Origin of the sequence: Streptococcus sp. A11, assembly GCF_043674225.1 — a bacterium.
GTDB classification, from domain to species: Bacteria; Bacillota; Bacilli; order Lactobacillales; family Streptococcaceae; genus Streptococcus; species Streptococcus suis_V.
Genome location: NZ_JBIMJS010000013.1, coordinates 38,779 through 52,163, shown reverse-complemented (window position 1 = coordinate 52,163; position 13,385 = coordinate 38,779). Strand labels below are relative to the sequence as shown.

General features: G+C 45.0%; 12 protein-coding genes and 2 pseudogenes. 13 read left to right on the top strand and 1 reads right to left on the bottom strand.

Translation table 11 applies throughout. The features are described 5' to 3' along the window. The first annotated feature begins 148 nt into the window (after positions 1 to 148). From ACHBIF_RS08300 to ACHBIF_RS08240, 13 genes and pseudogenes are all read left to right on the top strand, one after another. Complete coding sequence (locus ACHBIF_RS08300; protein ID WP_394719837.1) at positions 149 to 1,150, top strand: aldose epimerase family protein; 1,002 nt, start codon at positions 149 to 151, stop codon at positions 1,148 to 1,150. A 108-nt stretch (positions 1,151 to 1,258) separates the two neighbouring features. Next, a complete protein-coding gene (locus ACHBIF_RS08295; RefSeq protein WP_029750528.1) occupies positions 1,259 to 1,513 on the top strand; it encodes a DUF1912 family protein in 255 nt (84 codons plus the stop codon). Between the two features lie 16 nt (positions 1,514 to 1,529). Continuing rightward, the gene (locus ACHBIF_RS08290) at positions 1,530 to 1,916 is read left to right on the top strand and encodes a helix-hairpin-helix domain-containing protein (RefSeq protein ID WP_394719863.1); all 387 of its coding nucleotides are present in this window, start codon (positions 1,530 to 1,532) and stop codon (positions 1,914 to 1,916) included. 240 nt (positions 1,917 to 2,156) lie between these two features. Continuing rightward, positions 2,157 to 2,546: a VOC family protein gene (locus tag ACHBIF_RS08285; protein WP_172074260.1), complete on the top strand. Its 390-nt coding sequence runs from the start codon at positions 2,157 to 2,159 to the stop codon at positions 2,544 to 2,546. Then, complete coding sequence (locus ACHBIF_RS08280; RefSeq protein WP_394719834.1) at positions 2,543 to 3,118, top strand: shikimate kinase; 576 nt, start codon at positions 2,543 to 2,545, stop codon at positions 3,116 to 3,118. Before ACHBIF_RS08285 ends, ACHBIF_RS08280 begins: the two co-directional genes overlap by 4 nt. Before the next feature lie 114 nt (positions 3,119 to 3,232). Further along, a complete protein-coding gene (locus tag ACHBIF_RS08275) occupies positions 3,233 to 5,884 on the top strand; it encodes a valine--tRNA ligase (RefSeq protein ID WP_394719832.1) in 2,652 nt (883 codons plus the stop codon). Positions 5,885 to 5,965: 81 nt separating this feature from the next. Beyond that, entirely contained in the window at positions 5,966 to 6,763 is a 798-nt protein-coding gene (locus tag ACHBIF_RS08270) for a Fic family protein (protein ID WP_394719830.1), read from the top strand. Positions 6,764 to 6,911: 148 nt separating this feature from the next. Next, positions 6,912 to 7,091: pseudogene (locus tag ACHBIF_RS08265) on the top strand (DNA mismatch repair protein MutH); the annotation flags it as partial. A gap of 20 nt (positions 7,092 to 7,111) precedes the next feature. Continuing rightward, positions 7,112 to 8,164, top strand: a complete 1,053-nt coding sequence (locus ACHBIF_RS08260) for an MmcQ/YjbR family DNA-binding protein (protein ID WP_394719828.1) — start codon at positions 7,112 to 7,114, stop codon at positions 8,162 to 8,164. 286 nt (positions 8,165 to 8,450) lie between these two features. Next, positions 8,451 to 8,855 (top strand): annotated as a pseudogene (locus tag ACHBIF_RS08255) (alpha-hydroxy-acid oxidizing protein); the annotation flags it as partial. 78 nt (positions 8,856 to 8,933) lie between these two features. Beyond that, positions 8,934 to 9,542, top strand: coding sequence for a glutathione S-transferase family protein (locus tag ACHBIF_RS08250; RefSeq protein WP_105123437.1), 609 nt, complete (start codon positions 8,934 to 8,936; stop codon positions 9,540 to 9,542). A 467-nt stretch (positions 9,543 to 10,009) separates the two neighbouring features. Further along, positions 10,010 to 11,683 (top strand): ABC transporter ATP-binding protein, encoded by a 1,674-nt coding sequence (locus ACHBIF_RS08245; RefSeq protein WP_105123438.1) that lies wholly within the window; start codon positions 10,010 to 10,012, stop codon positions 11,681 to 11,683. After that, positions 11,680 to 12,513 carry an energy-coupling factor transporter transmembrane protein EcfT gene (locus ACHBIF_RS08240; RefSeq protein ID WP_105123439.1) on the top strand — a complete coding sequence of 278 codons (834 nt, stop codon included), beginning with the start codon at positions 11,680 to 11,682 and terminating at the stop codon, positions 12,511 to 12,513. Before ACHBIF_RS08245 ends, ACHBIF_RS08240 begins: the two co-directional genes overlap by 4 nt. Before the next feature lie 106 nt (positions 12,514 to 12,619). Here ACHBIF_RS08240 and rsmG read toward each other — a convergent pair whose 3' ends face one another. Next, the gene (rsmG, locus tag ACHBIF_RS08235) at positions 12,620 to 13,333 is read right to left on the bottom strand and encodes a 16S rRNA (guanine(527)-N(7))-methyltransferase RsmG (RefSeq protein WP_394719825.1); all 714 of its coding nucleotides are present in this window, start codon (positions 13,331 to 13,333) and stop codon (positions 12,620 to 12,622) included. Positions 13,334 to 13,385 lie beyond the last annotated feature (52 nt).

The window sequence follows — 13,385 nt, the reverse complement described above, 5'->3', positions numbered from 1 at the left end:
ACCAAAGACAGCCCTAGCTTAGAAATAAGAGAGCGAGGGTTATTCCAAAGTATTATAGCAAGTTTATACTAGCTTTAAATAGGCTTTAAGTATCCTGAGGGGAAGCAAGTTGATTGCCTCCCCTCATTTGATTTTGTGAGGAAAAGCGATGATTGAAGTAAAAGATTTTGGTGCACAAGCGAAGCTTTATTGCTTGAAAAATAAGAATGGTATGCAGGTCACTCTGACTGATTTTGGTGCCAGAGTGGTGGAAGTACTCTTGCCAGTAGAGGAAAATGGTGGTTTACGCAATGTCAGTTTGGCTGCTGGGTCGGATGATGATTACCGTAAGACAGACTTGTACCCTGGTTCAAGCATTGTCCCAGTAGCGGGGCGTATTTCAGGTGCTCAGGCTGAGATAAAGGGAACCAGTTATCAGTTCACAGAAAATGAGCCAGGTCGCACCTTGCATGGTGGGATTGACACGGCAAATGAACAGTACTGGGATGTTGCTCTTGACCACGAAAAAAATCAAGTTATCTTTGGGATTGTCCTAAAAGATGGTTTCAATGGTTTTCCTGGAGATGTGAGGGTTGAAGCGATTTATGGTCTAACAGACCAGAATGAGTTGACGGTGGATTATCGAGCGGTGTCAAGCAAAGACACGATTTTCAATCCGACCAATCACATCTATTTCAACTTAACGGGGGATTTTCAGCAGTCTGTGGCTGAGCATAAGATTCGGATTGCGGCCAATCGCTATGCTCCGCTCGATGAGGATAACCTACCAACCGGTGTCTTGGAGAATGTGACAGGAACACCGTTTGACTTTAGGGAGGGAGCAAAATTTGCTCAGGGCTTTGACAGCCAGCACCCTCAGAATATCCTTGTGAAAGGTTACGACCATCCATGGCTTTTGGAGGATGTCGAGGTTCCGGTTGAAGTTAGTAGCCCAGATCGGAAAATATGTCTGAGCGTTCGAACCAATCAGCCATCAGTGGTCATCTACACCTACAATTATCCTGTTGAAGCTTTGGCTACATACCATGGTGCCTTTAGCTTAGAATGCCAGGCTCTGCCAAATGCTTGCAACCTAGATGGTTTTGGCTCTATTTTGCTAGAAAAAGATGAGGAATTCTTGTCTGAAACAGTTTATCAATTTACTTGGTAAGAAGGAGAGGCTCTAACTGTGTTGCAGTTAGGGTTTTCTTGTGTTTTCCAGAAAATATGGTATAATAAACCGGTGTGTTTCAAACGAAACAGACGAAAGAGGAAAATAATGACGAAAGAACAAGAATTTTTAAAAGAATTTGAGGCCTGGGTCAATACACAGGTTATGGTAAATGAGATGGCGGTAGAAGAAAGCCGTCGTGTATTGGAAGAGGATAAGGATGAGCGTGCAGCGGATGCCTACATCCGTTACGAAAGTAAGCTAGATGCTTATCGCTTTATCCAAGGAAAATTTGCCAACTATCATGCTGGCAAGAGCTTCCATGATTTACCAGATGGCTTATTTGGCCAAAGACATTATTAAAGAGAGGATAGAAATTTTGGCAAAGAAAAAAATCAATCGTAAAAAATTATTGAAGAAACAATTGGCAGATATGAAACGCGCTGGTCGTGTAGGTCTTGAAAGAGCTGCAGAGGTAGTAGAGACAGTTGCTCATAAGGCTGAGGCTGTAGTAGAGCATGCTGTAGAACAAGTGAAAGAAGTTGTAGCAGAGGTGACTTCTTCAGCGGCTTCATTGGATGACTTTTTGGTACTTCCTGAGTTGGAAGGTATTGCGGCAGCACGTTTGGAAACTTTCTTCCAAGCAGGTATTCGCTCGGTAGCTGATTTTGCAAACCATACAGAAAAGGATCTTTTGGCTCTTAAAGGAATCGGACCAGCGACCATTAAGCAGTTGAAAGAAAAAGGGATTGACTTGAAAGCCTAAATCCCTTGCTTTTCAAGGTACAATTTGTTACAATAAAGCTATTCAGAGGTGTTTTGAGCCCCATTTGTCACAGGAAGCGGTGGTACTGAGAAATCCGCACAAATGTCAAAACTGGTTGCTGATGATGTGAATCGAATAAACAAAGTGCAGATAATTTATCTGAACAAGGGTGGTACCGCGGAATAACTTCGTCCCTGTCTAGCAAGTCTAGGCAGGGATTTTCATTTGGAAAGGAGAAATATGCTACATCATGTTGAAATATATGTTTCAGACTTGGAAACTTCGCGTGCATTTTACGACTTTCTCCTGACCAAGCTAGGCTACTCGCTCTATCAGGAGTGGGAGGAAGGGCTATCTTATAAAAAAGCAGAGCAGTACCTGGTCTTTGTCCAAACGCCACAGGACTTCCTAGAGCCAAGTTATCACCGTTGCCGTACAGGTCTCAATCATCTAGCCTTTCATGCGGGAACACCTGATGATGTTGACCAATGGCGGAAGGAATTTTTGACAAGACGAGTCAAACTTCTCTACGACGACCGCTATCCCCATGCAGGAGGACCAGACCACTACGCCCTCTATTTAGAAGATCCAGATGGGATAAAAATAGAGTTGGTGGGGGAGGCAAGATGAATCTAATTATTATTGGAGCACAAGCTTCTGGCAAGATGACCGTTGGGCAGGAAGTTGCGAAATTGACAGGGATGACCCTCTTTCATAATCACGATTCGATTGATTTTAGCCTACGTTTTATTCCTGAATTTTCTGAGGATATGTTTGACCTCAATACACGTATTACATTTGCTGTTTATGATGTGTTTGCTAGGTCAGGCCGCCCACTAATCGGATCTGCCTTGATTAATTTTAAAAATCTCATAGAGGTTCAATTCCTTACAACTGTTCAGACGATTTTTCATCATCATGGTCAGGAAATTTTATTTGTTGAGTTGGAAACTGCTTTGGAAGAACGTCTGCGGCGTAATCGGACAGAAAATCGACTGACCCATAAACCTTTGAAACGACACATTGAAGTTTCAGAGGCTGAGATTCTCTCTACAGCTGATACATGTCAATATACCTCATTAGGCATTCCAGAGGGCATTCAGCATTATCTCAAAATTAATAATACTCATCTTACTGCTAATGAAGTTGCTCAACTGATTATCCAAAAAATGGAGGAGCTTGAGCAAGAACAAACGAAATAGCCAGCCCAAAGGACTGACTATTTCTAGGAGATTATATGAAAAAGAATTGGGCTATTTCTAGCTTGAGGATAGTATAAACCAATTTTCTTAAAGAATACTAAAGGAGAAAAATTAATGTCAAAAGAATTATCACCAAAATACAATCCAGCCGAGGTTGAGGCTGGTCGTTATCAGACTTGGTTGGACCAAGATGTCTTTAAGCCGTCAGGCGATGCGGAGGCCAAGCCCTATTCTATCGTCATTCCACCGCCAAACGTAACTGGTAAGTTGCACTTGGGACACGCTTGGGATACCACCCTTCAAGATATCATTATCCGCCAGAAGCGGATGCAGGGCTTTGACACCCTCTGGCTGCCAGGTATGGACCATGCGGGGATTGCCACACAGGCTAAGGTTGAGGAACGCTTGCGGGAGCAAGGCGTGACCCGTTATGACTTGGGCCGTGAAAAATTCCTCGACAAAGTTTGGGAATGGAAGGATGAGTACGCAGCGACTATTCGTGAGCAATGGGGCAAGTTGGGTCTGTCTTTGGACTACCAACGTGACCGCTTCACGCTGGATGAAGGCTTGTCGAAAGCTGTTCGTAAGGTCTTTGTAGAACTCTACAAAAAAGGCTGGATCTACCGTGGCGAATTTATCATTAACTGGGATCCAGCGGCTCGCACAGCCCTTTCTGACATCGAGGTTATTCACAAGGATGTTGAAGGTGCCTTCTACCACATGAATTACATGTTGGAAGATGGTTCTCGTGCCCTTCAAGTTGCGACAACCCGTCCTGAAACCATGTTCGGTGACGTTGCGGTGGCCGTTAACCCAGAAGATCCACGTTACAAGGACTTGATTGGCAAAAATGTTATCCTGCCAATCGTCAACAAGCCTATTCCAATCGTTGCGGATGAGCACGCGGATCCTGAATTTGGTACGGGGGTTGTGAAAATCACACCTGCCCACGATCCGAATGACTTCCTTGTCGGTCAACGCCACAATCTGCCACAAGTCAATGTTATGAACGACGACGGTACCATGAACGAGTTGGCAGGTGAATTTGCAGGTATGGACCGCTTTGAAGCTCGTAAGGCAACGGTTGCTAAGTTGCAAGAACTGGGTGCCCTTGTGGAAATCGAAAACCGTGTGCATTCCGTTGGACACTCTGAACGTACAGGTGTGGTAGTCGAGCCACGTTTGTCAACCCAGTGGTTTGTTAAAATGGACCAATTAGCTAAAAACGCCATTGCCAACCAAGACACAGCTGATAAGATAGAATTTTACCCACCACGTTTCAACGATACCTTCCTACAATGGATGGAAAATGTACACGACTGGGTTATCTCGCGTCAGCTTTGGTGGGGACATCAGATTCCAGCATGGTATAACGAATCTGGCGAAATGTACGTCGGAGAAGAGGCTCCAGCAGGTGACGGTTGGGTACAGGATGAGGATGTCCTAGACACCTGGTTCAGCTCTGCCCTTTGGCCATTCTCAACCATGGGCTGGCCTGACGAAAATGCGGCGGACTTTAAGCGCTACTTCCCAACTTCAACCTTGGTAACGGGCTACGACATCATCTTCTTCTGGGTGTCACGGATGATTTTCCAATCGCTTGAGTTCACAGGCCGTCAGCCATTCAAGAACGTGCTGATCCACGGTTTGATCCGTGACGAAGAAGGTCGCAAGATGTCCAAGTCACTCGGAAATGGTATCGACCCGATGGATGTCATCGAGAAATACGGTGCGGACGCTTTGCGTTGGTTCTTGTCAAACGGCTCTGCCCCTGGTCAAGATGTTCGCTTCTCTTATGAGAAGATGGATGCGTCTTGGAACTTCATCAACAAGATTTGGAACATTTCCCGCTACATCCTCATGAACAATGAAGGTTTGACCTTGGATGCGGCGCGTGAGAATGTTGCCAAAGTCGCAGCTGGCGAGGCTGGTAACGTGACGGACCGCTGGATTCTCCACAATCTTAACGAAACCATTGCCAAGGTCACTGAAAACTTCGACAAGTTCGAGTTTGGTGTGGCTGGTCACATCCTTTACAACTTCATCTGGGAAGAGTTCGCCAACTGGTATGTCGAGCTGACCAAGGAAGTACTTTACAGCGACAACGAAGCTGAGAAAGTCATGACTCGCTCTGTTCTTCTCTACACGCTGGACCAAATCCTTCGCCTCCTTCACCCAATCATGCCGTTTGTGACAGAAGAGATCTTCGCTCAGTATGCTGAAGGATCAATCGTAACAGCTGACTACCCTGTGGTCAACCCAGCATTTGAAAATGCGGAAGCCCACAAGGGAGTGGAAAGCCTTAAGGATCTGATTCGTTCGGTGCGAAATAGCAGAGCAGAAGTGAATGTTGCTCCATCTAAGCCGATTACCATTTTGATTAAGACGGCAGATGCTGAGCTTGAAACCTTCTTCAAGGCTAACGAAAACTACATCCGACGCTTTACCAACCCTGAGCATCTGGAAATCAGCTCAAGTATCTCTGCACCAGAACTAGCCATGTCAGCTGTTATCACCGGTGCTGAAATCTTCTTGCCACTCGCCGACCTCCTCAACGTTGAAGAAGAGTTGGCTCGTCTAGACAAAGAACTTGCCAAATGGCAAAAAGAACTAGACATGGTCGGCAAAAAACTCAGCAACGAACGCTTCATCGCCAACGCCAAACCAGAAGTCGTTGAAAAAGAAAAAGAAAAACAAGCCGACTACCAAGCAAAATACGATGCGACAGTTGAGCGCATCAAAGAGATGAAAAAACTGGTTAAGTAGGTAGAATACGATAAAATGCCCAGCCTAAAAAGGCTGGGTTTTGTGGTATAATAAGGCTAGGAATTCAAATAGGAGGAGTCTATGCAACCAACTTACAATATTGATAATCCCCATCTTTCCTACGAAGACAAGCAAGAACTCTGGGAAACAGGTTTTGGTCTTCAAAAAGTGGATGGGTTGACTCCGTCTGTTTACATGGAAGAGTTGGCTGATAGGCAAGCACGTGGAGAGTACACCTATGAGCAGGTGTACCAGGAAATTACGAAATACCACCAGTCAACTGACGCCAGTACGCAAGAGGCAGATATTGTCTCTCTTCGAACTGTTGAAATGCTCTCCCAAAATGGTTTTAGCCTTCGACCAACCACCCTCTTACATATACACAAAGAGCTTTTTCAAGGTGTTTTTGACAGCAATATTCCAGTGGGTGAGTATCGAACGGTTAACGTTACAAAAAATGAACCTGTCTTAAAGGGTGATACTGTAATCTATTCAGATTTTCCATTGATCGCCGCCACTTTGGACTATGATTTCCAGCAAGAAAGGGATTTTTCATATAGTGGATTAGATAAAAAAGCCATTGTAGCCCATATCCAATCCTTTATCTCAGGTATCTGGCAAATCCACCCATTCCGTGAAGGGAACACTCGAACAATCACCGTATTTCTCATCAAATACCTTCGCTCACTTGGTTTTGACATTGACAACGAACCTTTTCAAATACATGCCAAATACTTTCGAGATGCTCTTGTACTTGACAATGCTAAGTTAGTCAATAAACGCTCAGACTTTTTAACTGCCTTCTTCGAAAATATTCTTTTGAATGGTCAGAATGTTTTATCAAGTGAGAGGATGTACGAGGAGTTGGGGGTAAAATGAGGGTGATGTAAGAGTGAAAAGCAGAGCTTGGAATACTTCTAAGCCCTGCTTTTCTAATAATTTTTTAACACTATTCTACTTTGTAATTGACTATTTTGTTAGGTCATCTAATTCATCATCTGACAATTGACGAACCGAGAATTCTACAATTTTATTTACAAAAATTCATGCTCAAAATACCTACTACGAAATACGCCCAAATGAATTTGTAGGTAAGGGGAAATTATCAGATACTGACAAACTACCAGACGGCAGAAGAATAACGAAACACTCATTTTGGATTCCTAAAAAATTTTTGAAAGAGGTACTCCTTGGTGAGTGGGATTAATTATTTAGTGAAAGGCATCTATGAACAAAACTAATTCTTACCAAATTCACCTCCCCTCTCTCATCCCTTTCGGTTTTATCCTCTCTAACAATCGTTACATCTACCGTGAGGTCTTCATGGAGGGGCAGTTTGAGGCGGTGGTGGAGGTTGATGAGGCAGGTCAGCTGTCGTCCTATGTCTGGGATTGTGAGATGGAGGAGGTCTATACCGCCCATCTGGTAACTGCGCCAGCTGGGGCGTTTGTGGGTCAGGTGAGAGAAAGTTATCAGTCCATTTTGGCTCGGGTAGAGGAGGCTTGTTGTATCGCTCTGCCATTTTCCAATGACCAAAGCAACCGCATAGCCCAGCTCATCAAGGAGGAGTGGGGTGACCTACCTGATTATCCCTTTGCCAAGTTGCCGACCTATGGGGCTTTTCGCCATCCCACCAATAATAAGTGGTACGCCCTGGTCAGTCAGATTCCGAGGGACAAGTTGGATGGGAGCGGTTCTCAAGAAGAGGTGGAGATTGTCAATCTCAAGGTTGACGGTCGGGAAATAGCAGAGCTGCTGAGTCAGTCGGGCATCTTCCCTGCCTACCATATGTCGAAGAAGACCTGGGTGTCAGTCTTACTCGATGATACAGTGGAGGACCAGACGGTGTTTGCTCTCCTTGAGAAAAGTCGCCATCTGGTAGGACCAAAATCCTACAAGGCAGTGCAGGGACCTGATTACTGGGTTATTCCTGCCAATCCCAAGGTCTATGATATTGATAGCGAGTTTACGGAAAATAAGGTAGTCTATTGGCCACAAAAATCAACCATTCAAGCCGGGGACATCGTAGCCATCTATGTTACAGCGCCGGTACAGGCCATTCGCTATGTCTGTCGGGTCTTAGGCGCAAACTTGGAAAATCATGGAGAGTCAGATATTCTGACAGAAAAGAAACTCATGCAGGTCGAGTTGATTGCACAGTTGTCGGATGATGTGTTGCCGAGATCGCGCATGATGGACTTGGGAGTCAAGGCGGTGCGTGGTCCTAGACGGTTGACCAAGAAGGCTATTGAGTACTTGAAATGTCAGCTGAAAGAGTGAAGTAGGTTTGATAGCAGTTTTAAAATTAGGAAGTCTCTAAGTCTTTCTACATTGAAAAATCAAGGGGCAGGGTGCTAGGCATCTTGCTCGTTTTCCTTATTATGCTAGCTAAAAATTCTTGAATCTGCTGCAATATCAGGGGGCTCAAGAGCATTTTCTCATCAGCGACCAGCATTTGGTAACCTACTTTGAGCAAGTAAAAAGTAGGTTGACTACCGCTGAGAAACTGGAGCTCTATTTTTCTCTCTTCAAAGGACGGAGGGATGTCTATGCCAGGTCCTATCTTGCTGAAATTGCTATCCAAGCTGGCGCAGCAGGTATTTGGGTCTCCAATCATGGTGGTCGCCAAATAAACGGCGGTCCTGCTTCCTTTGATGTCTTGCGCACCATCGCCGATAGGGTCAATAAACGTGTGCCAATCGTATTTGATAGCGGTGTTCGCCGTGGGTCTCATGTCTTTAAAGCCTTAGCTAACGGTGCCGATATTGTGGCGCTCGGTCGTCCTATTGTCTATGGTATTGCGCTAGGCGGTGCTCAAGGAACACAAAGTGTTGTCGAACATTTGAACAAAGAGCTCAAGATTGTTATGCAACTTGCAGGTACTCAAACCATAGAGGACATCAAGCGTGCGCCTCTCATTCGTCAGAACCCAATCAATGATTCTTTTTTGGTTGAAGAGAATGGAAAATAATTTCTGGAGAGATTTTCTCAAATAGAAGTGCCATAATAGAGCTAGAATACTACTTAGCTAAGCGAAGGAGGAATGTTTATGAAACTGTATTATGCACCGGGTACTTGTGCTCTTGCCTGTTGGATTTCCTTGGAGTGGTCCGGTTTAGATTATGAGGTTGAGCGAGTTAAGCTGGGTTCGGAAGAGTATCTGAAAGTCAATCCTTTGGGAATGGTGCCGGCCTTGGACGTACCAGATTATAAGATTGTGACTCAGGCCAATGCTGTTTTGAATTATATTGCTGCAAGCAGTCCAGAAAGTCAGTTGGGACCAGATGCAGACCTGCAATCTCAGACAGAATTTAATGAAATTATGGCCTTCTTGACAGGAGATTTTCATCCATCCTTCTGGCCGATTTTCAGTCCCAACCGCTACACGGTTTCTAAAAAAGCAGATGAACTTGACGCTGTTGTCCAAGCAGCCTATCAACGGGTTGACCGTGTCATGACCTTCCTTGATGGCTTAATTGGCGATACAGACCATGTGTATCGCAACCAACGTACTGTTGCTGACCCCTATGCCTTTGTTATGGCGACTTGGTCGGTCAAAACACCAAAACCGTGGACAGAATACCCAAATCTGGCTCGTTTCATGAAAGCAATGAAAGAGGATGAAGCAGTAGCCAAGGTTTTACAACTATCAAAATAAGTAGATGTGTAAGGGGATCTCAAATTCCCTTATGAGTTTGTAGACAAAGCCTCTTTTAGGACTTTCCTGAGGTGATGCCGGACGGTAGTAAATTTTCTTGTTTCTGGGTTTACTCCTCAAACAGTCTTCCAGACTGTTTGAGCTACCTACGGAATTCCATACCTAGCCATTGAGCCTAAGGTCTCAATAGCTCCGAATGCTTGAGACGACAACGTCTCAAGCATTTTCATCACAGCGGAAAGTCTCGGTGTAGGCCCGCTTCGCTCGCAAAATGAGACTAATTTTTTAATTTTTCTAGCAGAGCTACTCAGTTTATTTTTCCAAAGTATAGTCTGTCTACATTCTGGTAAGGGAAAATAAAATTATTCCCTTATTTTTATCCCTAAGTTGTTAAAAAAATCAGAACATTCAGAAGTTTTTAGTAATTCTAGCCGATTTTCAGTCATCTTTTTGGTATAATAGGTACTATGGAAAAACTCATTGAATTCAAGGATTTTAGCTTTCAATACAAGGCCCAGCAGGAGCCGACATTGAGGGATATCAACTTAAGCATATATAAAGGTGAGAAAGTCTTGATTGTTGGACCTTCGGGCTCTGGTAAGTCAACACTGGGTCAATGTCTTAACGGCATTATTCCCAATATTTACCAAGGTAGTCATAGTGGCCAGCTCTTGATAGATGGTCAGGAGGCTTTTGACCTGTCTATTTATGAAAAATCCCTGCTAGTATCGACTGTTTTGCAGGATACGGACGGTCAGTTTATCGGTCTGTCTGTGGCAGAGGATTTGGCCTTTGCCTTGGAAAATGACATGGAAATTCAAGAACTGATGCAGCAAAAAGTGGCTGATTGGTCCAATCGTTTGGAATTAAACCAGCTTCTCAACCACCGTCCCCAGGACCTGTCTGGTGGACAGAAGCAACGGGTCAGTCTGGCAGGTGTTCTGATTGATGAAAGTCCGATTTTGCTCTTTGATGAACCTCTGGCTAATCTGGATCCCAAGTCTGGACAGGACACCATTGACTTGATTGATCGCCTGCACCAGCAGGAGGGAGCGACCACCATTATCATCGAGCATCGCTTGGAAGATGTTCTTTATAGACAGGTGGACCGCATCGTTCTCATCAATGAGGGACAAATCCTATTCAACGGTCAGCCGGATCAACTCTTGCAGACCAAGCTCTTGGTGGAAAATGGCATCCGCGAGCCACTCTATTTGGCAACCCTACGGGCTATGGGCTACTCTCTGGAGCAGGCAAATTCTTTATCAAGCCTGTCTGGTCTTGATTTGACAGGACTTCAATCAGTGGATTTGCTCTTAGACCGAGAAGAGGTCCTTGCCAAGCCGAGCTTGCTAGAGGTTAAAAACCTGAACTTCTCCTATCCGCAGAAACAGGCCCTCAAGGACATCCATTTCACCCTTTATAAGGGGGAACGTCTGGCTATTGTCGGGAAAAATGGAGCCGGAAAATCGACCCTAGCCAAGGCTCTCTGTGGTTTTCTGGATGTGGAAGGAGACTTTATCTGGCAGGGGCAATCTATCAAGGACGATTCGGTCAAAGAACGGGCCGAGCGGGTTGGCTATGTCCTGCAAAATCCCAATCAAATGATCAGCCAGAACATGATTTTTGATGAAGTGGCCCTCGGTTTGAGAATGCGTGGAGTGGGTCAAGAAGAACTCGAAAAGCGGGTGCACAAGGCTCTGGAAGTTTGTGGTCTCTATTCATTCCGTAAGTGGCCGATTTCAGCCCTATCCTACGGTCAGAAGAAGCGGGTGACCATTGCCTCCATTTTGGTGCTGGAGCCGGAAATTATTCTGCTGGATGAGCCAACAGCTGGGCAGGATGAGCGTCATTACCGTGAGATGATGGATTTCTTAGACGAGCTCAATCGACAAGGTCATACCATTGTCATGATTACCCACGATATGCAGCTGATGCTGGATTATTCGGACCGGGCCCTGGTTGTGGTGGATGGTCAGATTATTGCGGACCAGTCTCCAGCGGAAATCCTTTCGGATGCCGCTATCATTGACCAGGCTAATTTGAAAGAGACCTCTATTTTCCATTTGGCTCAGAAAATGGGAGTGGACCCTCTGGCCTTGACCAACTACTACATGCAGGAAGAAAGGAGAAAGCTATGAGCCAGCAAGCACTTATCGGCTACCAGCAGGGACGGGGCTTTATTTATGAACTATCTGCTGTCAGCAAGCTCCTCTTTTTCTTGATTGTGTCCATCTTGGCCATGATTACCTACGATACGCGTCTGATTATTTTCATCGCCCTCTTTTCCCTCAGTCTTTTCAAGCTATCGGGCATTGATTACAGGAAGGTGTCTTTCGTTCTGATTTTCACGACCATTTTTGCCCTCCTGAATGCGACCATGGTGTATGTCTTTGCGCCTAAGTATGGGGTAGAACTCTATGGGGCGGAGACTGTCCTTTTCAAAGGTTTGGGGCAATACTCCGTGACTAGCCAGCAATTGTTTTACTTGCTGAATTTGTTGCTCAAGTACTTTTGTACAGTCCCCCTGGCCATTATCTTTTTGATGACAACCCACCCTAGTCAATTTGCCTCCAGCTTGAATATAATCGGGGTGCCCTATAAGGTTGCCTACGCTGTTAGTCTGACCATGCGCTACATACCAGATATTCAGGAAGAATTTTATGTCATTCGCATGTCTCAAGAGGCGCGTGGCCTGGAATTGTCCAAGAAAGCCAAATTGATGGACCGGATCAAGGGCAATCTGGCCTTGGTTATCCCTTTGATTTTCAGCTCACTTGGTCGGATTGATACCATTTCAACTGCCATGGAATTGCGCCGTTTCGGAAAAAATAAAAAGCGGACCTGGTACACCTACCAGCCCCTGAAAAAAATGGACTATCTGGTTCTATTCATCATCGCTCTACTGGTTCTAGTAACGATTAGCCTATTCTTTATCAATGATGGTAGATTTTACAACCCTTGGGCATAAGATAAGAAAAAACGAGTTTCGATTGCGAAACTCGTTTTTGAAATTGTATTCACAAGTAAGGTACATGTAGATAAGTGCTTAGGCACCGAGCTGTGAATACCGGTTCTTATAGTGGTCGTTTATTGGGCATGCCTGCCTTGCGTGGAAACTTGTTCGGGGTTTCCTTTTTCTTTTCGACAATGGTCAGGGTACGCGGGTCGCCATTGGGCAGCTCATAATCATGATTCTCCAAGACCTTTGCGAACAAGAGGTTGAGAGCATTTTTGGCCTGGGCCAATTCGTCCTCGGCACTGGATGCTTTGAGGGCAATCAGCTTGCCATTGAGCTTGAGATAGGGGATGGTCAATTCTGATAGGATTTGCATGCGGGCTACTGCGCGAGCGGTCACAATATCAAATTGGGCCCGGAATTGCTTGTCCTGGGCAAAATCCTCTGCTCGTCCATGGTAGAAATGGACCTTGTCCAAGCCCAGCTCCTCAGCCAGAAGATGCAGGAAATTGATTCGTTTGTTGAGGGAGTCAATGATGGTCACGTCCAGTTCAGGATAGATAATTTTCATGGGCAGGCTAGGAAAACCTGCACCAGCCCCGATGTCCAAGAGTTTGAGTGCTTGATTTTGAATATGACCCTGCAGGATTGGTGCAATAGAATCATAAAAGTGCTTGAGATAAACGTCCTCTTCCTGGGTAATAGCTGTCAGGTTGATTTTTTCGTTCCATTCTACTAGGAGTTCAAAGTAGCGGTGGAATTGGTTTTTCTGCTGGTCTGTTAATTGGATTCCTTGGTCTGCCAAGGTCTTGTAAAATACTTCGGGTTTCATAGTCCTATCTTATCATAATTTTCAACAAAAGAAAAACCTTGGAAGGCGATAG